The 20,665-nt window shown below is 71.4% G+C and carries 23 protein-coding genes and 1 pseudogene; 8 read left to right on the top strand and 16 right to left on the bottom strand.

Features of this window, described 5'->3' with window-relative positions:
* Positions 1–5 precede the first annotated feature (5 nt).
* Together WBK31_RS16525 and WBK31_RS16520 are read left to right on the top strand one after the other, a co-directional pair.
* Entirely contained in the window at positions 6–1,355 is a 1,350-nt protein-coding gene (locus tag WBK31_RS16525; protein ID WP_364051784.1) for an amidohydrolase family protein, read from the top strand.
* A gap of 58 nt (positions 1,356–1,413) precedes the next feature.
* Positions 1,414–2,760, top strand: a complete 1,347-nt coding sequence (locus tag WBK31_RS16520; RefSeq protein WP_406675168.1) for a hypothetical protein — start codon at positions 1,414–1,416, stop codon at positions 2,758–2,760.
* Positions 2,761–2,812: 52 nt separating this feature from the next.
* Here WBK31_RS16520 and WBK31_RS16515 read toward each other — a convergent pair whose 3' ends face one another.
* Positions 2,813–3,232 carry a DoxX family protein gene (locus tag WBK31_RS16515; protein ID WP_364051778.1) on the bottom strand — a complete coding sequence of 140 codons (420 nt, stop codon included), beginning with the start codon at positions 3,230–3,232 and terminating at the stop codon, positions 2,813–2,815.
* A gap of 401 nt (positions 3,233–3,633) precedes the next feature.
* Here WBK31_RS16515 and WBK31_RS16510 point away from each other — a divergent pair, with 401 nt between their 5' ends.
* Positions 3,634–5,094, top strand: coding sequence for an RICIN domain-containing protein (locus WBK31_RS16510; RefSeq protein ID WP_406675167.1), 1,461 nt, complete (start codon positions 3,634–3,636; stop codon positions 5,092–5,094).
* 162 nt (positions 5,095–5,256) lie between these two features.
* Here the strand turns inward: WBK31_RS16510 and WBK31_RS16505 are convergent, their stop codons facing one another.
* The 3 genes from WBK31_RS16505 to WBK31_RS16495 all read right to left on the bottom strand — a co-directional run bounded on the left by WBK31_RS16505 (position 5,257) and on the right by WBK31_RS16495 (position 7,563).
* The gene (locus tag WBK31_RS16505) at positions 5,257–5,682 is read right to left on the bottom strand and encodes a nuclear transport factor 2 family protein (RefSeq protein ID WP_364051772.1); all 426 of its coding nucleotides are present in this window, start codon (positions 5,680–5,682) and stop codon (positions 5,257–5,259) included.
* A 311-nt stretch (positions 5,683–5,993) separates the two neighbouring features.
* The gene (locus WBK31_RS16500; protein WP_378788744.1) at positions 5,994–6,491 is read right to left on the bottom strand and encodes a MarR family transcriptional regulator; all 498 of its coding nucleotides are present in this window, start codon (positions 6,489–6,491) and stop codon (positions 5,994–5,996) included.
* 187 nt (positions 6,492–6,678) lie between these two features.
* Positions 6,679–7,563 (bottom strand): RNA polymerase sigma-70 factor, encoded by an 885-nt coding sequence (locus WBK31_RS16495; protein WP_406675166.1) that lies wholly within the window; start codon positions 7,561–7,563, stop codon positions 6,679–6,681.
* 178 nt (positions 7,564–7,741) lie between these two features.
* Between WBK31_RS16495 and WBK31_RS16490 the strand changes: the two genes are divergently transcribed.
* Positions 7,742–8,221 carry a carboxymuconolactone decarboxylase family protein gene (locus tag WBK31_RS16490; protein ID WP_364051763.1) on the top strand — a complete coding sequence of 160 codons (480 nt, stop codon included), beginning with the start codon at positions 7,742–7,744 and terminating at the stop codon, positions 8,219–8,221.
* Between the two features lie 55 nt (positions 8,222–8,276).
* Here WBK31_RS16490 and WBK31_RS16485 read toward each other — a convergent pair whose 3' ends face one another.
* Positions 8,277–8,717, bottom strand: coding sequence for a nuclear transport factor 2 family protein (locus WBK31_RS16485; RefSeq protein ID WP_364051760.1), 441 nt, complete (start codon positions 8,715–8,717; stop codon positions 8,277–8,279).
* A 100-nt stretch (positions 8,718–8,817) separates the two neighbouring features.
* Between WBK31_RS16485 and WBK31_RS16480 the strand changes: the two genes are divergently transcribed.
* The gene (locus tag WBK31_RS16480) at positions 8,818–9,714 is read left to right on the top strand and encodes a LysR family transcriptional regulator (RefSeq protein WP_406675165.1); all 897 of its coding nucleotides are present in this window, start codon (positions 8,818–8,820) and stop codon (positions 9,712–9,714) included.
* Between the two features lie 28 nt (positions 9,715–9,742).
* Here WBK31_RS16480 and WBK31_RS16475 read toward each other — a convergent pair whose 3' ends face one another.
* Both WBK31_RS16475 and WBK31_RS16470 read right to left on the bottom strand, forming a co-directional pair.
* Entirely contained in the window at positions 9,743–10,081 is a 339-nt protein-coding gene (locus WBK31_RS16475) for a hypothetical protein (RefSeq protein ID WP_406675164.1), read from the bottom strand.
* Positions 10,082–10,110: 29 nt separating this feature from the next.
* Complete coding sequence (locus WBK31_RS16470) at positions 10,111–10,272, bottom strand: NmrA family NAD(P)-binding protein (protein ID WP_364051751.1); 162 nt, start codon at positions 10,270–10,272, stop codon at positions 10,111–10,113.
* Between the two features lie 177 nt (positions 10,273–10,449).
* Between WBK31_RS16470 and WBK31_RS16465 the strand changes: the two genes are divergently transcribed.
* Positions 10,450–12,498: a right-handed parallel beta-helix repeat-containing protein gene (locus WBK31_RS16465; protein WP_406675163.1), complete on the top strand. Its 2,049-nt coding sequence runs from the start codon at positions 10,450–10,452 to the stop codon at positions 12,496–12,498.
* A gap of 44 nt (positions 12,499–12,542) precedes the next feature.
* On the opposite strand, the gene WBK31_RS16460 is transcribed toward WBK31_RS16465, so the two are convergent.
* The 9 genes and pseudogenes from WBK31_RS16460 to WBK31_RS16420 all read right to left on the bottom strand — a co-directional run bounded on the left by WBK31_RS16460 (position 12,543) and on the right by WBK31_RS16420 (position 18,977).
* Positions 12,543–12,674: a hypothetical protein gene (locus WBK31_RS16460; protein WP_378788755.1), complete on the bottom strand. Its 132-nt coding sequence runs from the start codon at positions 12,672–12,674 to the stop codon at positions 12,543–12,545.
* 60 nt (positions 12,675–12,734) lie between these two features.
* Positions 12,735–12,926 carry a hypothetical protein gene (locus tag WBK31_RS16455; RefSeq protein ID WP_378788757.1) on the bottom strand — a complete coding sequence of 64 codons (192 nt, stop codon included), beginning with the start codon at positions 12,924–12,926 and terminating at the stop codon, positions 12,735–12,737.
* A 111-nt stretch (positions 12,927–13,037) separates the two neighbouring features.
* Positions 13,038–14,252 carry an MFS transporter gene (locus WBK31_RS16450; RefSeq protein WP_406675162.1) on the bottom strand — a complete coding sequence of 405 codons (1,215 nt, stop codon included), beginning with the start codon at positions 14,250–14,252 and terminating at the stop codon, positions 13,038–13,040.
* A 187-nt stretch (positions 14,253–14,439) separates the two neighbouring features.
* Positions 14,440–15,471 carry an ABC transporter ATP-binding protein gene (locus WBK31_RS16445; RefSeq protein ID WP_364051740.1) on the bottom strand — a complete coding sequence of 344 codons (1,032 nt, stop codon included), beginning with the start codon at positions 15,469–15,471 and terminating at the stop codon, positions 14,440–14,442.
* Positions 15,468–16,286, bottom strand: coding sequence for an ABC transporter permease (locus WBK31_RS16440; protein ID WP_378788761.1), 819 nt, complete (start codon positions 16,284–16,286; stop codon positions 15,468–15,470). The genes WBK31_RS16445 and WBK31_RS16440 overlap by 4 nt, the downstream gene beginning before the upstream one ends.
* Positions 16,286–17,077, bottom strand: a complete 792-nt coding sequence (gene modA / locus WBK31_RS16435; RefSeq protein WP_406675161.1) for a molybdate ABC transporter substrate-binding protein — start codon at positions 17,075–17,077, stop codon at positions 16,286–16,288. The genes WBK31_RS16440 and modA overlap by 1 nt, the downstream gene beginning before the upstream one ends.
* Positions 17,078–17,086: 9 nt before the next feature.
* Positions 17,087–17,500: a helix-turn-helix transcriptional regulator gene (locus tag WBK31_RS16430; RefSeq protein ID WP_364051731.1), complete on the bottom strand. Its 414-nt coding sequence runs from the start codon at positions 17,498–17,500 to the stop codon at positions 17,087–17,089.
* A 69-nt stretch (positions 17,501–17,569) separates the two neighbouring features.
* A pseudogene (locus WBK31_RS16425) lies at positions 17,570–18,826 on the bottom strand (FAD/NAD(P)-binding protein); the annotation flags it as partial.
* Complete coding sequence (locus WBK31_RS16420) at positions 18,756–18,977, bottom strand: FAD/NAD(P)-binding protein (RefSeq protein WP_406675160.1); 222 nt, start codon at positions 18,975–18,977, stop codon at positions 18,756–18,758. The pseudogene WBK31_RS16425 and the gene WBK31_RS16420, both read right to left, overlap by 71 nt.
* 125 nt (positions 18,978–19,102) lie before the next feature.
* Between WBK31_RS16420 and WBK31_RS16415 the strand changes: the two genes are divergently transcribed.
* Both WBK31_RS16415 and WBK31_RS16410 read left to right on the top strand, forming a co-directional pair.
* Positions 19,103–19,771 carry an RNA polymerase sigma factor gene (locus WBK31_RS16415; protein ID WP_406675159.1) on the top strand — a complete coding sequence of 223 codons (669 nt, stop codon included), beginning with the start codon at positions 19,103–19,105 and terminating at the stop codon, positions 19,769–19,771.
* Entirely contained in the window at positions 19,764–20,639 is an 876-nt protein-coding gene (locus tag WBK31_RS16410) for a CU044_5270 family protein (protein WP_364051722.1), read from the top strand. The genes WBK31_RS16415 and WBK31_RS16410 overlap by 8 nt, the downstream gene beginning before the upstream one ends.
* The last annotated feature ends 26 nt before the right edge of the window (positions 20,640–20,665 follow it).

Raw genomic sequence — 20,665 nt, 5'->3', positions numbered from 1 at the left:
GAACCATGTCGTACGAACGCATCCTGATCAAGGGCGCGTACCTGATGACGCAGGACGAAAAGCTCGGCGACCTCGTCGGGGACGTCCTCATCGCCGATGGAACGATCCAGGCGATCGGCCGCGACCTCCAGGACGACCGCGCCCGCGTGATCGACGGCTCCGGCAGCGCCGTGCTCCCCGGCTTCATCGACACCCACCGCCACAACTGGCAGGGAGCGCTGCGCAGCCTGGGCCCGTCCTGGACCTACCAGGAGTACCGCAACGCCATCCAGATCGGCCTCGGCCAGTACTTCGAGCCCGAGGACGTCTACATCGGCAACCTCGCCGCCGACCTGCTCTCCATCGACGCCGGCGTCACCACGGTGCGCGACGAGTCGCACATCAGCAACAGCTCCGAGCACACCGACGCCGCCATCAACGCGCACTGGGACTCGGGCATCCGCGCCGTCTTCGACCACGGCTGGCCGTCAACGGAGGCCGAGGAGTGGCAGTTCGGCAGCGCGAGGACGCACCCCGAGGACATCAGGCGCGTACGCGCCGAGGTGCTCGCCGACGACACCGCCCGCGTCACGCTCAACGCGATGCTCCGCGGCCCCGAACTGTCCACGTTCGAGGTGGCCGAGCACGACATCCGGCTCGCCAGGGAGCTCGGGCTCCGCATCAGCATGCACGTGGGTCTCGGCGAATGGGGCGCCAAGCAGCAGGCCATCCGCAAGCTGGCCGAGGCGGGGCTGCTCGGCTCCGACATGACGTTCATCCACTGCTGCACCTCGACCGACGAGGAGCTGCGGATGCTCGCCGATCACGGCGCCACCGCGTCCGTGGCCTCCGCGCTGGAGGTCTTCATGCCGGGGCTCGGCCAGCCGGCGACCAACCGGCTGCTCGCCGCGGGCGTACGCCCGAGCCTGAGCGTCGACACCGAGACCATCGTCAGTGGCGACATGTTCGGCGTCATGCGGGCGGCGCTCGCCTACCAGCAGCTCGTCATCGCCGGGGCGGCCGGCCCGATGGACCGCGCCCCCGGCCTGCCCACCTTCGGCTCCGCGGACCTGATCTCGTTCGCCACCATCGAGGGCGCGCGGGCCTGCGGGATCGACCACCGTACGGGGAGCCTGACGCCCGGCAAACAGGCCGACCTGATCATGATCAGGCTCGACCACGCGAACCTGCTGCCCGCCACCGACGTCGCGGCCGCGATCGTCGCGGGCGGTCACGCGGGCAATGTGGACACCGTGCTCGTCGGCGGCCGGGTCCTGAAGGAGGGCGGTGTGCTGAAGGGTGGTGAGACGGTGTTCGAGCAGGCGGCGGCATCCCGCGACCGCCTGTTCCGCGCCGCCGGCTACCCGCCGCAGTAGCCGTCCAGGCGGAAGCGCACCAACTTCGCACCAACGTGGGTTCGTACGATCGGCGGCCATGTCGTATTCGCCCCACAAACCGTTGCTCGCGTCGATCCTCGCTCTCGTCCTGGCCGGTGGCGGTGGCGCCACCGCCTGCGCGTTGCCGCCCCAGCCGGGGCGCGGCGGCGACGACGGCGCGCGTACGGGGGCGACGGCGCCGGAGGAGAACGAGCCGGAGAAGGAGCGAGCGGCCGTCCGGCTGGCCTCCTACAAAGGCGAGGACCTCTGCTCGATCTTCCCCGCCGCTCTGCTGAAGAAGCTGGTGCCGAACGCGGAGGAGAACCCCGCCGACGACACCTCCACGCTGTCGTCCGCCGAGAGCACCTGCGAGTGGAACTCGGGCGAGCAGCCGAGCAGCAGGATCGATCACAAGCGCCACCTCGAGGTGAGCCTGCTCACCTACGACAAGGCCCAGGGCGGTTTCAACGCGCAGCGGCACTTCGGCATCAAGAAGCAGGACACCCAGGAGATGCTGGCGGACCCGCCTCCGGGGACCAGGTTCGGCAGGCTGACCAGCGTTCCCGGCCTGGGTGAGTCGTCGTACGCGTTCACGACCGTGGACACCGGCACGCCCACGAAGAGCGTGGACGCCGAGGTGACCTTCGAGCTCTCCGGCGCTCTGGTGATCCTCCGCTACAGCGGGTACGACAGCCTGCCCGGCCTGAACGGCGGCTACCGGCGGCTTCCCGAGTCGCAGGTGATGAGCTCCGCGCAGCAGGCGGCGAAGGCGTTCGCCGCCGCGCTGCTGAAGGGCGGCACCCGGAGGGACGACGACAGCGGCGAGGCCGGCCGGATCACCGCCGCTTCCAGGGGGCAGGACGTGTGCAAGGCGCTCCCGGCGGAGACCGTGCGCAAGTACGTCGGTAAGGCCAGGACGAGCGCCCGCAACAACGAGTACTCCGACGAGCGCTGGGCGGTGTGCAGCTGGAGCAGCACCTTCGAGCCCGACGGCAGCGGCGAGACCGCGTACGACATGGTGGACCTGCGGGTCCAGGTCACGACCATGAAGAAGGGCGCCGCCGCGGCCCGCGTCGAGTTCCGGGAGAAGAAGGAGGCCGCCGCGGCCACGCCCGCCGGGGTGTCCGAGCGGCTGACGAAGGACAGCGGGCCGGTGGCGGTGGCGGGCATCGGCGAGGAGGCGTTCGTCCAGATCAAGACGAGTACGCAGATCGTCAACCGGCGCGAGGCGGTCCTCGTCTACCGGGTGGGCGGTCAGGTCGTCCAGGTGACGTTCGGCGGTCTGTCGACCGTGGCCACGACCGCCGGCCCGGACTCCGGCACTACGGCCCTCAGCCAGGAGCGGGTGCTGAACCCGGTCAAGGACGTCGCCAAGCAACTGGCCGCGCGCACCACCGGCAGGTGACGCCCGCACGCCCCGTGTATCGCACGGGGCGTGGGTCCAGCGTGAGGCGGCGTCAGCGGGCGAGCGACTCCTCCTGGCGAGTACGCAGGGTGGACAGCGCCCAGCGGCCCGGGCCGAGTACGGCGATCAGCAGGAAACCCCAGCAGAACAGGGCGGCCTTCTCGCCGCCGTTCTCGATGGGGAACAACGCCTGCGGCTGGTGGACGACGAAGTAGGCGTAGGCCATGGTGCCCGAGCAGATCACCGCGGCGACGCGGGTGGCCACGCCGAGAAGCACCAGTCCGCCGGCGACGAGCTCGATGACGGCGGCGTACCAGCCCGGCCATTCCGCGAACGCCGGTGGCGCGCCGCCCTGCGGCCCGCCGGGAACGCCGAAGAGAGTGGCGGCGCCGTGGCAGGCGAACAGCAGACCGAGCACCATTCTGTAGAGGGCCAGGAAGAGATCCTGCCGCTCTTTGACCAGTGTTTCCATGGCGGGCGTCCTTTCTCGGCAGGGCTCTCACCGTGCCGCCTTGTGTCATCTCCACAAGCCGGATGAAAAGTCGTGGGAGCGCTCCCAAAAAGGTCAACTCTCGGGCTGTGTCATGTCAACTCGAGGTGGTCAGGAAAGAACGGCCGAAGGCGTGAGAAAGCGGCTTTGACTTGGTTCAACGGCGCGCCGCTAAAACTTTCGGCAAGGTGAAAATTTCATCGGCATCGGAGGGGCCCATTGGGTCGAAGCCGCACGTCGAGCGAGGCGTGTCGGAAGGCCGGGGCGGCGGGTCGCCGGTGCCGGTTCTCACGAGCCTTTTCCCGCCGCCGTGTTAGCGCTAACTTGGCGCTGTAAGGCGAAGTGATCTCCGTGGGGCGACGGCGTACGAGAAGGGTTCGCTCATGGACACATCCCGAGCCAGGAAGCTGCTCGCCGGGCTGGCGGCGCTGGTCCTCCTGCCGATCATCACGGTGAGCTTAGGGGCGACGCCCGCCGTGGCCGCCACCGCCCAGTTCCGCGGTGTCAACTGGGCGGTGCTCGGCGACAACTTCAGCACCGGCCCGCTCGTCATCGACGGTCTCAGCAGCTCCGACAGCTACGCCACCGTGCAGGCCAAGGCCAACGCGGTCTACGACGACATGCAGGCCACGCTCGGCGTCAACACGGTCCGGCTGCCGATCAACACCCACACCGTCGGCACCGCCTGGTGGAACGCCTACCGCGGCGCCATCGACGCCGCCACGGCGCGCGGGTGGAAGGTCATCCTCGCGTACTGGGAGGACGGCGCGGCATCGGGCGGCCGCATCACCAACCTGACGGCGTGGCACTCGATGTGGTCCACCGTCACCTCCCAGTACGCCTCCAACAACCTCGTCTACTTCGAGCCGATGAACGAGCCCCACGGCTACAGCTCCACCGAGTGGCGCAACCTCGCCGCCGACTGGCTGAGCCGGCACTCCGCGGCCCCGCACGGCCGGGTGCTCATCGGCGGCACCGGCTACAGCCAGGACCTGCGCGATCTGTGCGGCGACTCGCGCTTCGCCGGCACGCTGTTCTCGTTCCACCACTATGCGTTCTTCTATCCGGAGAACACCTACGACGGCTGGCGCTCCCACGTACAGACCCGGCTCGGGAGCTGCGCCTCGCGGGCGATCGTCACCGAGTTCGGCGCGCCGATGAACAACGGGCTCAACTACCTCGACCCCAACAGCCCGGACAACTTCGTCCGCCACATCCGCGCCGTCACCCAGGTGATGCGCGACAACGCCATGGGCGGCACGTACTGGCCGGCGCTCGGCGGCAAGCCCGGCGACATCGGCTACGACTGGTACTCGATGTACGCCAAGAGCGGCAGCGGCACCAACCTCGACCTCACGATCCGCAACCAGTCCGGCGCCGACCGGCTGCGCTACGGCTGGGGCGACGACGTCGACGACGGCGGCAGCACACCGACCACTCAGATCGTCAACCAGAACTCCGGCAAGTGCGCCGACGTGCTGGAGGCGTCGACCGCGAACGCCGCCGAGATCATCCAGTACACCTGCACCGGCGCCGCCAACCAGCAGTGGCAGCTGCGCGATCTCGGCAACGGCTACTACAACATCGTGGCCCAGCACTCCGGCAAGTGCCTCGACGTCAACAACGCCTCCACCGCGAACAACGCGCCCGTCATCCAGTACACCTGCGGCACCGGCACCAACCAGCAGTGGCAGCTCCGCCCCGTGTCCGGCACCGGCTACGTGGAGATCGTCGCCCGCCACTCGGGCAAGTGCCTCGACGTGTCCGGCCAGTCCACGGCGAACAGCGCCCGCATCCAGCAGTACGACTGCTGGGGCGGCGCCAACCAGCGCTGGGACGTCTGAGCCCCACACGACCGTGTCCGGCGGACGGCTGCCGCCGCGTCGAGCCGTCCCGCCCGGTACACGCCCGGCCCCGCCGCCGTCGCGTCACGGCGGCGGGGCGGCGTCCTGAGGTGCCCGGTCGCGCGCGGCGGGAGGCCGGCCGTGCACGCAGTCAGGGAGCGGTCAGCCGCGCCTGGCCGGCGGCCAGCCGTACCCCCAGCCGCCCTGCACCATGGTCTGGAACGCCCACCCGTCCTCGGTGCGCACGAGCAGGTCGGCGTAGTGCATCCGCTGCTCCTGCCCGTCGATCGTCATCGTGGCCTCGGTCTCGACGATCACCAGGTTCGGGCTGAGGAAGCGCGGGGTGCGGGTCGAGCGCAGATCGAGCCCCGCGGTGCCGCCGCCCATCGACTCCTTCATCGCCTCGATGTACTCGGCCCGCGTCCACTGCTTGACGCTCGCGTAACCGTCAGGCACGTCGGTGACCACGTTCATGGGGAACACCGCCAGATCGGCCAGCTCCTCGATCGCGCCCTGCTCGGCCAGCGCGTCGTAGGTGGCGAACCAGTCGTCGATGCTCTTCAGCTCGTCAGCGCTCGGTCGGTACACGCCGCCCCTCCTCATGTCGTTGTCGTACGAAGTACCGTACACCATACGCTAAGTCTTCGCATCCTGAGGCGCGGGTGACGCGACGTCAGGTATGACCGGAGACGACAGGAGCCTGCGCTCAGCCCTCTACGCCAAGATCGACCGGCAGGGCGCGGAGACTCCGGCGAAGGGGGTTCACCACGGCGGCCTGGAAGTACCTCAAGCGCGCCGTGGGCTTCGGGCCTCGACCGCGCGCGGCCCACTGACAGGCCGGGCGTGCCGGCGTCCGGCCGCGGGCCTCAGCCGCGTGCGGGCGACGGTGGCCGTGGAACTCAGCGGCGGGCGATGTCGCCGGTGGCGTCCTGCCCGGCGTCGGTGGTGCGGCGGAGGAAGTCGGCGAGCAGGTCGAGCTCGGCATCGGTGTACCGGTCGCAGATGTCGTCCATCTTCGAGCTCATGCCGCCGTACAGCTCGAACAGCTCCGCGTTGCGCTCCTTGAGCGCCCGCACCATGACGGCGCGCCGGTCGGACGCCTCCGGGTCGCGCTCCCGGGTCACCCAGCCGCCGCGCTGCAGCCGGTCGAGGATGCCGGTGATGGTGGCCGGGTGCAGGCCCGCGCGGCGGGCCAAGGCGGTGGGGCTGATCGGACCGTACCGGTTGATGATGTCCAGGCACGACAGATCGACGTCCTTGAGACCCGCGTGCGCACCGACCTGATGGTTGAGCAGCGAGAGCTGGATGCTCAGCGCGCGCAGCGACTCCTTGATCTCGCTCGTCACCCGGCGCCGCCGCCGCGCGGGCTCGGCTTCTCCGGAGGTCGAGGACGTCATGCGATGGGCCTTCCGCGGGCGAGTACGACCTGCGTATTTTATGCGGCTCGAAACACTTCGGCGGTCACGCGAGAAGCTCCGCGCGACCCCGCGACGCCCTGGACGTGTGCGCGGCGGCCGCGAGGTGATCGTGCAGGCCAGGCGACGTCCACGGCGGCGTAATCGCAGGGTGATGGCTTGTGCGCGTTCAGCGGCGCAGGGCGGTCACCCGGTCCATGCGGGACAGCTTCTCGGGGTTGCGGACGGCGTACAGGCCGGTGATGAGGGAGCCGTCGACGCGCAGCGCCAGGACGGAGTCGAGCTCGCCGCCCTGCCGGGCGATCAGCGCCGGGTGGCCGTTCACCTGCGCGGGCTCCAGGGAGACCGTGGAGTGGAGCCGGCAGAGCACGCGGGCCACCTCGTCCGCCCCCACGATCGGCGCGAGCGCCGCGCGTACGACCCCGCCGCCGTCGGTGAGCAGGACGACGTCCGGCGCGAGGATGCCGAGCAGGCGCCGCAGATCGCCGGTCTCCACCGCTTCCTGGAACGCCGCCAGCGCCCCACGGCTCTCGGCGGCGGAGACGGCCGTGCGCGGTCGCTGCGCGGCGACGTGCGCGCGTGCCCGGTGCGCGGTCTGGCGGACCGTGGCGGGGGTCTTGCCGACGGCGTCTGCGATCTCCTCGTACGCCACGCCGAACACCTCCCGCAGGACGAACACCACCCGCTCGACCGGCGTCAGCGTCTCCAGCACCAGCAGCATCGCCATCGAGACGCTGTCGGCGAGCTCGACGTCGTCGGCCACATCGGGCGAGGTCAGCAGCGGCTCGGGCAGCCAGGGGCCGACATAGGACTCCTTGCGCCTGCCGAGCCTGCGCAGATGGCCGAGCGCCTGGCTGGTGACGATGCGCACCAGGTACGCACGATGGTCCCGTACGGCCTCGACGTCCACGCCCGCCCACCGGAGCCAGGTCTCCTGCAGCACGTCCTCGGCGTCGGCGGCGGAGCCGAGCAGCTCGTAGGCCACGGTGAACAGCAGGTTCCGATGCGTGACGAACGCCTCGGTCACCACGTCCACACCTGCCGGGTCGTTCATCGGGTCGGCTCCTGCCTGTTTCGCTGACTGCCGGGTCGCACACGAGATGCCCGTCACCGCCGTTCTGTGACATCCGGGGCTGGTGGCGTATGTCACATCGCCGCGCCGTCACACGGGGCGGGGCGCCGGCATCTCGTGGTCGTCCAGTACGCGACAAACCTAGTGAGGACGGACAATCATGGAGCCTCGTTTCAACCTGTTCGACAGCCCTACGGCGGCGAAGGTGGCCAAGCGGTTCTTCGGCGTCTCGGCGATCCTCGACCAGTCCACGCTGCCGAAGACCCTGCGCGAGCTGGTCGAGCTGCGCGTCGCCCAGCTCAACGGCTGCGCATACTGCGTCGACGTGCACACCAAGGAGGCCGCGGCCGCGGGGGAGAGCGCGCTGCGGATCAACCTGGTCGCCGCCTGGCGGCACAGCACGGTCTTCACCGAGGCCGAGCGGGCGGCGCTGGCGCTCGCCGAGGAGGGCACCCGGCTCGGTGACGGCGGCGTGTCCGACGAGACCTGGGCGGCGGTGCGCGAGCACTACGACGACGACCAGGTCGGTGCGCTGGTCTGCCTGGTCTCCCTGATCAACGCGGCCACCCGGATGAACGTCATCGTGCACAACCCGGGCGGCTCGTACCAGCCGGGCGCGTTCGCCGCCCTGTCGAACTGAGCCGCGCGCGGCGGGACCGGACGGGCCGGCGCTCCGCCGACCCGTCCGGTCCGGTTCACCTGGTGGGTGCCGAGCCCGGGAGCGGGCTGTCGTCGGCGTACCTGACCTCGTAGACGCGCTCGGCGAACTTCCAGCCGTCGGGCGTGCGCCGGTAGCGGTCGTGGTAGACGGCGTAGTTCGCGTGGGAGGCGCCGTCGCGCATGCGCCCGAACTCGTGGATGTAGGCGCGTCCGGTCGCGGTGTCGCCGTCGATCCTGATGACGCCGGGGTGGACGTTCTGTACGAAGAACTCCCACAATCCCTGCCCCCACTCGATCCCGGCGCGGATCTCCTTGCTGCCCACGAACTCCCTGCCGATGTGCGGCCACCGCATGGCGGCGTCGGGCGTGAACAGGGATTCGACGCGGTCGTAGTCCCGGGTCAGCACCGCGTCGGTCAGCTCGCCGCGCAGCGCCTCGATCTCGACGCGGTCGGCGATGGCTCGCATGTCGCTCATGGGTTCCCCCTCGTTCCGATGCTGGGGTTCCAGCATCGGAACGAGGGGGCGGCGGAACAACGTAAGGTTCGAGCGGCGATCCATAACATGGGGGTTATTCGTGGAGCTGAGGGACATCGAGATCTTCCTGACGCTCGCCGAGGAACTGCACTTCGGCCGCACCGCCGAACGCCTGCGCGTCTCGCAGGCGCGCGTCAGCCAGGCCATCGGCAGGCAGGAACGGCGGCTCGGCGTCGCGCTGTTCGACCGCACCAGCCGCCGCGTCACCCTCACCCCCGTCGGGCGGCGGCTGCGCGAGGACCTGGCGCAGGCGTACGAGCTGATCCAGGAAGGGCTCGCCCGGGCGAGGGCGGCCGGTGCGGCGCGGACCCTGCGGGTGGGCGTGTTCGGCCATGCCGGGTACGTGCTGCGCCCGCTCGTCGACGCCTTCCGCAGCCGCCACCCCGGCGGCGACGTGCAGTTCTGCGAGGTCACCGGCGGCGACCCGTTCGGCGCGCTGCGCGCCGGAGAGGCCGACGCGCACGTGCTGTGGCTACCGGTGGCCGAGCCCGATCTCACCGTCGGCCCGACCGTGCTCACCAGCGGGCGGGTGCTGGCGGTCGCGGCCGGCCATCCGCTCGCCGAACGCGGCAGCGCGTCCCTGGAGGATCTGGCCGACGAGCACGTGGTGGACCTCGGGCCAGGCGCGCCCGAGTACTGGGTGGCGTCCATGGTCCCCGTCCGTACGCCGTCCGGGCGGCGGGTCCCTCGCGGGCCGGTCGCGCGGACGTTCCACGAAATCCTCACCCTGGTCGCCGCCGGTCGCTGCGTCCACCCGCTCGGCGAGATCGCGGCCCGGTACAACAGCCCGCCCGGCGTCGTCTTCGTGCCGCTTCGCGACGCCCCCGCCCTTCACTTCGCCCTGGTCTGGGCGACGGCCGCCGACGGCCCGCACGTGCGCGCGCTGGCCCAGACCGCCGCCGACCTCGGGCCGATCGCGTTCGGCGAGCCAGACTGAGGGCGTCTCGGGACGCCTCGTTGAGGCGTCAGCCCTCGCGCAAGGCGCGGAAGGCGCCGGCGTGGTCGGCCACCCAGGCGGCGTACGTACGCGCCGGTCGGCCGAGGATCCTCTCGACCTCGCCGGTGACGGCCTCGGCGGGGCCCATGCCTCTGGCGTACCTGGCCAGCAATGCCTGCACGAACGGCTCGGGGAAGCCGCGCCGGATCATGCTCTGCCCGTACGCGTCCGGCGGGATCTCCTGATAGTGCAGCGGCCTGCCGATCGCCTCGCCGATCGTGACCACCAGCTCCTCGTGGGAGATCGGCTCCGGGCCGGTGAGCGGCACCTTCATGAAGGTGAGCTCGTCGCCGAGGAGCGCCCGCACGGCGACCTCCGCCAGGTCCCCTTCGTGGATCAGCGGCTCGGCGAAGGAGGCGTACGGGCCGCGTACGACGTCGCCCGCAGACCGCTCGCCTGCGGATCGCGGGTGACGGCGCGTACCTGCACGCCTTCGGCGGCGAGGAAGGAGAGGAGAGGACGCCCGATGGTGCCGGTGGCACCGGTGACAAGGATCATGACATGTCCCTTCTGATATGAAACTCATATTATATGAGTTTCATATCAGTTAGCGGCGGGGGGTGGATGGACCGAAGTGGACAGAGGGTGCAGAAAGGTGCCAATCGGCTGACTGAAGGTGATCTTCGCCGCTAGCCTGCGTGATCACCGAACATCACCCTCAGAACGGGAGCATTCATGCGACACCCTGTTGTCGTGGGCGCGTTACTCGCCGTGGTCGCGACCGCCGGCCTCCTGGCCGGGCAGACCACCGGCGCCGCCGCCTCGGCGGAGAGCGCGTCCGGCGGCTGGTACACCGAGTTACCGGACGCCATACGGGTCTGCGACAACGCCACGTGGCAGGACGGCCCGGAGAGCGCGCCGGAGGGGGCCATCGTGGTCCCGGCCGGCGACAACGCGGGCTTCGACTTCGGCCAGAGCGGCAAGACGTACTGGTTCGCCCCGGGCGTCCACACTCTGGGCGACGGCCAGTACAGCCAGATCACCCCCGGAGACGGCAGCACCTTCCTGGGCGCTCCGGGCGCCGTCCTCGACGGCATGAACAAGAACGTCTACGCCTTCACCGGCCACGCCTCGAACGTGCGCATCGCCTACCTCGAGATCCGCAACTTCGGCAGGGGCGCGGACAACAAGAACGAGGGCGTCATCAACCACGACGCGGCCTCCGGCTGGGTCATGGAGCACCTCTACGCCCACCACAACGACGGCGCCGCCGTGTTCCTCGGCAACGCCAACACCGTCCGCTTCAGCTGCCTGAAGGACAACGGCCAGTACGGCGCCAGCGCGTACCGGGAAGAGATCGAGGGCGAGCGGGCGGTCAAGGACCTCGTCGTCCACAACAACGAGATCGCCGGCAACAACCAGGACGACTGGGAGACCAGGGAGCAGGGCTGCGGCTGCAGCGGCGGCGTCAAGTTCTGGGACGTCGAAGGCGCCACCGTCACCCAGAACTACGTGCACGACAACCTGGGCGTCGGCCTCTGGGCCGACACCAACAACGTCGACTTCCTGTTCGACCGCAACTGGATCGAGCACAACGAGAGCGAAGGCATCTGGTACGAGATCAGCTACAACGCCACCATCACCCGCAACGTCTTCAAGAAGAACGGCTGGGTCGGCGGCAACGACAACCAGGGCTCCCCGTCGCCCGCCATCTACATCTCCGAGTCCGGCGGTGACGCGAGGCTCCCGAGCGAGGTGAGCGGCAGCACCGATCTCAACATCGCCGACAACTACTTCGAGGACAACTTCTCCGGCGTCTCGATCTTCGAGAACGCCAACCGCTTCTGCAACAGCAACGGCAACACCAGCAAGAGCTACTGCACGCCGTTCGTCTCCCCGACGGTGATCCCGGAACCGCACAACACCGACTACCCGAACCCCATCAACGACACCCACCCCTGCTACACCGGCATCGCGAACGAGCCGCTGCGCACCGACTGCCGCTGGCACTCGCGCAACGTGAAGGTGACCGGGAACGAGTTCCGCTTCGAGCGTTCGAACGTGCCCTGCGCCGGCACCTACTGCGGGGTTCAGGCCCTGTACGCCCAGGGCGCCGACAACATGTCGTGGGCGCCGTACACGGTGACGGAGATCCAGCAGAACGTCATGTTCAACGCCGGCAACAGCTTCGCGGACAACACCTACATCGGTGACTGGAAGTTCGCCAAGGGCTGGGGCGAGACGGTCACCTGGGACGTGTGGCGCGCCGCACCGTACAACCAGGACGCTGGCAGCACGCTGAACGGCTCCTCGGAGGAACCGCCGACGCCCAACGCCCTCGACACCGACACCTCGACCCTCGAAGGCTCGATCGGCACCTGGGCCGCCTGGTACAGCGCCTCCGCCGAGCGGTCGGCCGAGGCCGCCCACGAGGGCGACTACGGCCTGCGCGTCGAGGTGACCGAGGCCCACGGCTGGGGCGTCACCACGGACAACTGGCCCGGCTTCACCGCCAGGCAGGGCGGCAAGCAGATCGGCTTCTGGGCCAGGCAGGGCAGCCCCGGCGTCTCCGCCGCGACCCTGAGCGTGCTGTGGCGCGACTCGAGCGAGGAGCTGCTGCGCAGCGACGAGATCACGCTGGACGGGCTGAGCACGAGCTGGAAGGAGTTCACCGCCGAGCTCACCGCCCCGGCGGGCACCGCCACCGTCGCCCTGGAGCTGACGGGTGACGGCGACGCCGGCGAGGTCCTCCACCTCGACGACATCGTGATCGCCGACGCGTGACCACCCGGGGTGGGATCGGCTACCTCTTTCCCGATCCCACCCCGTCACCCCTCGGACGACATGGTCCCCAGCAGGTATTCATCCGCCTTCTCGGGATCGGACCGCATCACCTGAAGGATCTCCCCCTCCGGCTCGGGCCCGACCTGCCGCACCTGCTCGACGCTGGTGACGTTCACAGACGTCCCCTCCCACCTGGCGGATTCCAGGAAGAGCACTTTGTAGCTGGAGCCCACGACCTACCAGCCGCGCTGCTCCAGCCTGCCACGTGCTATCTCCAGCGCCTCGTCGCCGCCCGATGCGCCGACGTCGATGAGCATGTTCTCCAACACCAGGATCGTGTTCTCGTACATGGGGTCGTCCTCGGTGCGGGCGACCACCGTGCCGATGCCGCTCACCTCCTCGACGGCCGCGGGATCGACCGATAACACCCTCGGCGCCCCACCCTGCGGGGAACACCGTGGCATCATCGTTGCGCTGCCCGGAAGGCGCAGCCGAGGAGCGGGGAACGGCGGACGGGAAGGGCGGCCATGGCAGACCCGTCACGCGATCCGCCCTGGCCGGCCACCGCCTACCGTGGGACGCCGGGCCGTCGCAGCCAGCGTGAGCCCGGTCAGCACGGCGAGCAGGACCCAGGCGGCGGCGAAACCCCCGGTCACGTCCGTGAGGAGCCCGAGCGCGGGCGGCGCGAGGATGATCGCCACCTGGTTGACCGCCATGGCCAGCCCCAGCGCGAAGCCGGTGCGGTCGGGCGGCGCCGCCTCGGCCGCATATGCGACCCACGGGCCGTACCAGCCGATGCCGAAGAAGCCGAGCCAGACGAAGAGCAGGCAGGCGACGGCAGGGGAGCGGCCGGCGGGGGTGGCGAGCAGCGCCATCCCGGCGATCACCGCGGCCAGGCAGGCCAGCACGCAGGCGTACCGGCCGGACTTGTGGCGATCGCTCCAGGCCGCCAGGCAGACCCGGCCCAGCGCACCGGCGCACTGGACCGCCACATAGACCAGCGCGGCCGGGGCGGCCTCCATGGACGCCACCTCGTGCAGGTAGAGCACGGTGAGCACGCCAAGCCCGCTGTGCACCGACACCAGGCACGTACCGGACAGGATGACCTTCTTCATGTACGGCTCGCGCAGCAGGTCCAGCCGCATGGGGGACGCCGTCCGCGCGGGAGGCCGGTGCGGCGGGCGGCGGTAGAAGGCCATGAACGCGACCGCCCCCGCCAGCGCGACGAGCGCCCCGGCCACCAGCGTCGAGCGCCAGCCGAAGGCCGTGGCCAGCGCGGGCAGCGCGGAGGCGGAGAGCACCCCGCCGAGCGGCAGCCCCGCCTGCCGGATCCCCATGGCCAGGCCGCGCTGCGAGGTGTCGAACCAGGACGCCACCGACTTGCTGCCGCCCGGCTGGATCGTGCTGTATCCGGCGCCGACGATCAGCAGTGCGGCGAGCAGCGAGACGTATCCGGGGGCCAGGCTGCCGGCGGCCAGCGCCACGGCGACGACGAGAGCGCCGGTGCCGACCACCCAGCGTTCGTCGTGCCGGTCCAGCAGCCGTCCCGCCACCAGCAGCCCGGCCAGCGGCAGGAGCTGAGCCGCCGACAGCAGCAGGCCCAGGCGGGTGGTGTTCAGGTCGAGGTCCCGCTGCAGGTGGACGCTCATCGCGCCGATGCCCTGCACGAAGAACGCCGCCGCGGCCTGGGTGAACGTCGCGACCCCCAGGACGACCCAGCGGTACCGGCCCGCCGCCCTCACGGGATCCGACATGACGGGCAAGTCGGGACGATTCCTGAAATGTCGTGATCGGATGGCGCCATGGCGTACAGGCTTGCGTAAGGGCCTTATACGCCTCAACCCTTACTGTCTGCGACCGTCACAGGAGCAGGCGGGAGGCGGCGTGCAGGGCGACGTACCGCCTGCTCAGACGGGAAGCGGCGCGGGCCTCGCCAGGCGCTCATGCCGGGTACGCGTGGGTCTCGGTGGCCTTGACCGACGCCCAGATCCGCTGACCCGGGCTCAGGTCGAGGTCGGCCACGGCGGCGGGCGTGATGTCGGCGAACACCGCGATCGGGCCGTCGAGGTGGACGCGGACGTTGTCGCCGTGCCGTTCGATCCCGTCGATGCGGGCCTGCCAGAGGTTGCGCGGGCTGCCGTCGGGACGGGAACGGTAGAGCGCGACGGCACCGGGCGGGAACGCCACGAACACCGGCCCCGTCAGCTGCTCGGAAGCATGCAGCGGCACCTCGCCGACCTTGACCTGGTGCCCGTCCGCCGTGCCCCGGTAGAGGTTGAGCCCGACGAGGCGGGCGACGTAGTCGGTACGCGGGCGGCGCGCCACCTCGGCGGGGGCGCCCTGCTGGACGACGGCGCCGTTCTCGATGACGATCAGCCGGTCGGCCAGCACCATGGCGTCCAGCGGGTCGTGCGTGACCAGCACGGTCGCGCCGTCGAAATCGGCGAGGTGGCGGCGCAACCCTGAGCGGATCTCCAAGCGGGTGTGGGCGTCGAGCGCGGCCAGCGGCTCGTCGAGCAGCAGCAGTTCGGGACGTACGGCGAGCGCGCGGGCCAGCGCCACCCGCTGCGCCTGCCCGCCGGACAGTTGCCGGGGCCTGGCGGCGGCGCGATCGGCCAGCCCGACCCGCTCCAGCAGCTCGGCCGCGACACGACGTGCCTCGGCCTTGGGCACGCCCTGGCAGCGCGGCCCGAAGGCGACGTTGTCCAGCGCGGACAGGTGGGGGAAGAGCAGGTAGTCCTGGAACACCATGCCGATCGGGCGGCTCTCGGCGGGCAGTGTGTGCAGCGGCCGGCCGCGCAGCGTGATGTGGCCACCGGACAGCCGGGTGAGCCCGGCCAGGGCCCGCAAAGCGGTGGTCTTGCCCGCGCCGTTGGGGCCGAGCAGCGCCACCACCTCGCCCGCCCGGACGCTGATGGCGATGTCGAGGGTGAAGGCGGGCCTGGTGACGACCAGGTGGGCGTCCAGCGTCATGGCGCGCTCACCCACCGGTCGCGCAGGCTCGCCAGGATGATCACCGAGACGGCCAGCAGCACCAGGCTGAGCACGATGGCCGCCTCGGGTTCGGTCTCCAGTGCCAGGTAGACGGCCAGCGGCATGGTGCGGGTGGTGCCGGGGAAGTTCCCGGCGAACGTGATCGTCGCCCCGAACTCGCCGAGCGCCCGCGCCCAGCACAGCACCGCCCCCGCCACCACGCCCGGCATCACCATCGGCAGCGTGACCCGCCGGAACACCGTCCACCGCGAGGCCCCGAGCGTGGCGGCGGCCTCCTCGAAGCGCCGGTCGGCCCCGCGCAGCGCCCCCTCCACGCTGATCACCAGGAACGGCATGGCCACGAACGCCTCGGCCACGATCACCCCGGCCGTGGTGAACGGCAGCGTCACGCCGAACGACGCCTCCAGCCACTGCCCGGCGATGCCGCGCCGCCCGAGCACGAGCAGCAGCGCCACGCCGCCGACCACGGGCGGCAGCACCAGCGGCACCGTGACCAGCGCCCGCACCACCCGCCGCCCGGGGAACTCGACCCTGGCCAGCAGCCAGGCCAGCGGCACGCCGAGCAGCAGGCACACGGCGGTGGCGACGGTGGCGCTCACCAGCGACAGCCGCAGCGCCTCCAGCACCTGCGGCTCGGCCAGCCGCGCGGGCAGCGTGCCCCACGGGGCGCGGATGAGCAGCCCGGCGAGCGGCAGCACCAGGAACGCCAGCCCGGCCAGCGCGGGCACGACCAGCATCCACGGCAGCCGCCCGGCGACCTCGCGGCTGCGCTGTTCCTGAACGGGCGCGCTCATCAGGGGGCGTCGAACCCGGCCTTGACCAGCACGTCCTTGCCCTGCTGCGACAGCACCAGGTCGACGAACCGCCGGGCCGCCGCACCGGCCGGAGCCTTGTCAAGCGCGGCGATGGGATAGTCGTTGACCGCCTGATCGGCCTCGGGGAACGCGATGCCCTGCACCTTGCCCGCGGCGGCGATGACGTCGGTCTTGTAGACCAGCGCGGCGTCCACCTCGCCCAGCTCGACCTTGGTCAGCGTGGCCTTGACGTCCTGCTCCAGGGTGACGGGCGTGACCTGCAGGTCGGCCGCTTGCAGGGCCTTGACGGCCGCCGCGCCGCACGGCACCTGCTCGGCGCAGAGCGCCACCTTCACGTTCGGGTCGGTGAGGTCCTTCAGCTCGTCGACCTTGGCCGGATTGCCGGCGGGTACGGCGATCTGCAGCGTGTTCCGCGCGAACGTCGTCGGCGAGCCCGCCAGGGACGCGTCCGTGACGGTCTTCATGGTGGCCGGGCTGGCGGCGGCGAACACGTCGGCAGGGGCGCCCTGGACGATCTGCTGGGCCAGGGTGGCGCTGGAGCCGAAGTTGAACGTCACCGTCGTGCCCGGATGCGCGGCCTCGTATATCCTGCCGAGCTCGGTGAACGTCTCGGTCAGCGACGCCGCCGCGAACACCGTCAGCTCCGTGGCCGCTCCGGCCCCCGAGCCCGTGAACGCGGCGGGCTCGCCGGAGCCGCAGCCGGACAGGCCCGCGAGCGCCAGCGCGACGGGTAGCACGGCCGCCCATCGGGACACACGCCTGAACACCACGGGGCCTCCTCACACGTTGCCGGCCACGCGCTCGTGACCCGGGATCTCCACGACGACGTTGGTGGACTTGATCACCGCGTCGGCCACCACACCCGGCTCCAGCCCCAGCTCGTCGGCGGCCTGACGGCTCATCAGCGACACCACCCTGAACGGCCCGGCGGCGATCTCCACCTGCGCCATCACCGCGTCGCGCACCACGTCGGTCACGATCCCCCGGAAGTGGTTGCGCGCCGACGAACGGCCGCCGCCCTCGCTCTCCCCGACCTGGGAGCGCGCGAAGGCCGCCAGATCGGCGCCGCCGACCCGCCGATGACCGTGCTCGTCGCGCTCGGCCCGCAGCCGGCCCGCGTCCACCCAGCGGCGGACGGTGTCGGCGCTTACCCCGAGCAGCGCCGCCGCCTCGCTGATCCGAAACGTCGTCACAAGCCCCACTCTATGCCCGCATCTGCAAGCCTGACCACTCTCCTTTCCCCGCAGAAGCGGTGGGAACCCTCACTTCGGCTTGGTATCTACGAGATCACGCACGCGCGCGGGGGGCGTGACCCGGGAGGCGGCGGCTTCGAGGAGCCGTGGAGCGAGGGCGGCGGCCTGGGCGCGGATCTCGGGGACGGCGGTCGTCTCGTACAGGGTGCCGCGCAGCAGCGGGCCCAGCGCGAACAGGCGATCGCTCGGCCGCCCGGACGCGTCCAGCACCGCGCCGTCAGCAGCGGCGTCCAGGCCGAGCATGAGCGGGTCGGGGCGGGCCTGACCGGCGTTGATGAGGCTCGCGATGAACGGGTCGGAGGTGACGTCGGGCGACGGCCCGGTGGCGTTGACCAGCCAGCCGACGTCCAAGCCGGTGATGGCGCCGTCAAGGTCGGCGTGGACGCGCAGCCCGCTCGCGGCGGGCCCGGCCGTGGTCGGGCTCGCCGCGAGCTCGGCGCTGATCAGGGTGCCGCGCAGCAGCCGCAACCGCCCGCTCGCGCGCAGCTCGTCGAGGGCGGCGGCGGACGCGGGCGGGATGCGGTGCCGGTGGACCTCCCAGTAGCGGGCCACCCGCCGCAGGAACAGCCGCCGCTCATCCGGGGCGAGCCGCCGCCACAGATCCTGTACGTGCGGCCGCAGCCCCTCCATCACGCCCTGCCAGTCGCCGCCGTTCGCCCGGATGGCCCGGCGGACGACGGCGAGCAGCTCCGCCACCCGCAGCGGGCCGCCGGGGACGGCGACGGGGATCGGCAGGGCCGGGCGGATCGGGTGCGCGCGGGGGAGCAGGGCGTGCCGGGACAGCGCGTACACGACGGTGCCGGGGTGCGCCCTGGTCACGGTGAGCGCGACGTCCACCATCGTCAGGCCGGTGCCGAGCACCAGCACGGGCGCGCCGTCGTCGATCGCGGCAAGCGCGCCCGGCGCCCACGGGTCGGCGATGTGGCGGGGATGCGCGGCCACGCCGGGCAGCGGGGCGGGGCGGCGGTTGCCCAGCGCGAGGACGACCGCGCCGGCCTCGACCCGCCCGCCGTCGGCGAGGCGTACCGCGTGGTCGGCGTCGAGCGAGGCGGCGGTCGCGGTGACGCGGTGCAGCGGGCGCTCGGGCGGGTCCTCCGCATCGGCCAGCACCTCGCGCAGGTAGCGGCCGTAGAGGGCGCGCGGCAGGTAGTCGTAGGCGTGCACGCCCGCCGAACGCGCCCAGTCGCGCAGGTGATCAGGATCGTCGTCGAAGGCGCTCATGCGCTCGACCCGGGTGTTGAGCAGGTGGTGCGGATCGGTGGTCGAGTAGGCCTGGCCGAGCGCGTGCCAGGCCGCCCTGGTCGATCAGGGTGACCGCCAGCGGAGTGGCGGTGGCGCGGGCGAGTCGCAGCAGGTGGATCGCGGTCAGGGCGCCGCTCGCGCCGCCCCCGACGATGGCGACCGAAGGTAGGACCATAAACCCACTATAGCTGTAGGATATATAGGATATTTGAGACTGCGATGCGCTATCCGTACGTTTTGTACGGCCCGCCTCACGGAAAGTCCGGGGAACTCTCGAACGCCCTGCGGATAAAGACGATCGTGAGCACCATCGCAGAACGGGAGCCCGTCGTGACGGACCGTCCACCCCTGAGCGCCCATCCGCCGCCGGCGGCCGGACGAGCGGGAACGATGGAGGCCCGCGACGACTCCTCGATCATCCGAGCCTCGCTGCGCACGCCCGAGTGCTTCGCGGAGCTGTTCGACCGGCACGCCGCCACCCTGCACCGCTACGTCGTGCGGCGGCTCGGCCCCGAGCACGCCGAGGACGTGGTGGCCGAGGCGTTCACCAGGGCGTTCGAGACGCGCCACCGCTACGAGTTCGGCCGCGCCGAGGCGCTGCCCTGGCTGTACGGCATCACCACCAACATCATCGGCGTGCACCGCCGCGCCGAGGTGCGCGGACTGCGGGCCCTGGCCAGAACGGGCGAGGACCCCGTGACGGCGGCGTTCGACGACCGGGTGGCCGCCCGGGTGTCCGCCTCGGCGACCCGCCGCAGGCTGGCCGCCGCGCTGGCCAGGCTCGGGCGCGGCGAGCGTGACGTGCTGCTGCTGATCGCCTGGGGCGACCTGACGTACGAGGAGACGGCCAGGGCGCTGGGCGTGCCCGTCGGCACCGTCCGCTCGCGCCTGTCGCGCGCCCGCCGCAAGGTCACAGCCGCCCTGGGCGGCGCCAACCCCGCCGAGACGAGAGAAGAAGACCATGGATGACCTGCGCCTGATCAAGGAACTGCGCTCGGAGGTGACGGAGGCCGGCCCGGACGCCCTGTCCGGCGCGCGGGGGCGGCTGCTGGCCGCGACGGCCCGGGGGACGGCTCCCCGGCGCGCCCCTCGGCCGTGGACCGTGCGCCTCGCCGGCATCGCCGCCGCCGGGCTCGCGGTGGCCGCCGCCGTCATAATCGTGACGAACCAGGCCGTCGCGCCCGTCGCAGAGCCCCGGCACCTCACCTCCGCCAAGGACGTCCTGCTCGTCGCCGCGGACAGCGCGCGGCGCGCACCGCAGGATCCCGCGACCTACTGGCACATCAAGCGGGAGAACGAGGACGGCGCGGTCATCGGCGAGACCTGGACCACGCGTGACGGACAGCGGTGGAGCCGGGGAGAGCCCGGCAACGGAAGAGACCTGATCAAGCTGGACTCCGGCACGTTCCTGCTCGGGACCGCGGGCGACGACGGCCCCCGGCTCACCATGGAAGATCTCGAAACGCTGCCGGCCGAGCCCGAGGCGCTGCGGCGGAAGGTCGTCGAGATGCGGAAGGGCGACGCGGAAGACGGGGGCGATCCCGCGCTGATCCCGCTGCTGTCGCTGGTCGCGGAGCTCCCCGCGCCGGCCGAGGTGCGGGCGGCGGCGTTCCGCGCCCTCGCCGAGCTGCCGGGCGTACGGCGGCTCCGCACGGTCGAGGACGGCGAAGAGCTGCAGTTCCGGAACGGCCTGAGTGACCGCAAGGTGGTCATCGATCCGGACACCTCCCGGGTGGTCCGCACCGACCTGCTTCCGGCGGCCACAGGAGGCATCACGACCTCGGGCGACGGGTTCATCAAGCTGACCGCGGAGTGGACGGACGAAGGTCCGCGGTGAGACGCGGCCCCGCGCATCGGCCGCAC

Origin of the sequence: Nonomuraea sp. N2-4H (genome assembly GCF_045291505.1) — a bacterium.
GTDB classification, from domain to species: domain Bacteria; phylum Actinomycetota; class Actinomycetes; order Streptosporangiales; family Streptosporangiaceae; genus Nonomuraea; species Nonomuraea fastidiosa.
This window is presented reverse-complemented; position numbering and strand designations above follow the sequence as displayed.

What these genes read in the sequence shown, in the direction of transcription:
- WBK31_RS16485 (WP_364051760.1), bottom strand. Translation starts at nt 8,717, where the DNA reads ATGAGCGACATGCGAGCCATCGCCGACCGCGTCGAGATCGAGGCGCTG.
- WBK31_RS16465 (WP_406675163.1), top strand. Translation starts at nt 10,450, where the DNA reads ATGCGACACCCTGTTGTCGTGGGCGCGTTACTCGCCGTGGTCGCGACC.
- WBK31_RS16490 (WP_364051763.1), top strand. Translation starts at nt 7,742, where the DNA reads ATGGAGCCTCGTTTCAACCTGTTCGACAGCCCTACGGCGGCGAAGGTG.
- WBK31_RS16520 (WP_406675168.1), top strand. Translation starts at nt 1,414, where the DNA reads ATGTCGTATTCGCCCCACAAACCGTTGCTCGCGTCGATCCTCGCTCTC.
- WBK31_RS16440 (WP_378788761.1), bottom strand. Translation starts at nt 16,286, where the DNA reads ATGAGCGCGCCCGTTCAGGAACAGCGCAGCCGCGAGGTCGCCGGGCGG.
- WBK31_RS16510 (WP_406675167.1), top strand. Translation starts at nt 3,634, where the DNA reads ATGGACACATCCCGAGCCAGGAAGCTGCTCGCCGGGCTGGCGGCGCTG.
- WBK31_RS16495 (WP_406675166.1), bottom strand. Translation starts at nt 7,563, where the DNA reads ATGAACGACCCGGCAGGTGTGGACGTGGTGACCGAGGCGTTCGTCACG.
- WBK31_RS16470 (WP_364051751.1), bottom strand. Translation starts at nt 10,272, where the DNA reads ATGATCCTTGTCACCGGTGCCACCGGCACCATCGGGCGTCCTCTCCTC.
- WBK31_RS16500 (WP_378788744.1), bottom strand. Translation starts at nt 6,491, where the DNA reads ATGACGTCCTCGACCTCCGGAGAAGCCGAGCCCGCGCGGCGGCGGCGC.
- WBK31_RS16445 (WP_364051740.1), bottom strand. Translation starts at nt 15,471, where the DNA reads ATGACGCTGGACGCCCACCTGGTCGTCACCAGGCCCGCCTTCACCCTC.
- WBK31_RS16515 (WP_364051778.1), bottom strand. Translation starts at nt 3,232, where the DNA reads ATGGAAACACTGGTCAAAGAGCGGCAGGATCTCTTCCTGGCCCTCTAC.
- WBK31_RS16525 (WP_364051784.1), top strand. Translation starts at nt 6, where the DNA reads ATGTCGTACGAACGCATCCTGATCAAGGGCGCGTACCTGATGACGCAG.
- WBK31_RS16450 (WP_406675162.1), bottom strand. Translation starts at nt 14,252, where the DNA reads ATGTCGGATCCCGTGAGGGCGGCGGGCCGGTACCGCTGGGTCGTCCTG.
- WBK31_RS16410 (WP_364051722.1), top strand. Translation starts at nt 19,764, where the DNA reads ATGGATGACCTGCGCCTGATCAAGGAACTGCGCTCGGAGGTGACGGAG.
- WBK31_RS16420 (WP_406675160.1), bottom strand. Translation starts at nt 18,977, where the DNA reads ATGGTCCTACCTTCGGTCGCCATCGTCGGGGGCGGCGCGAGCGGCGCC.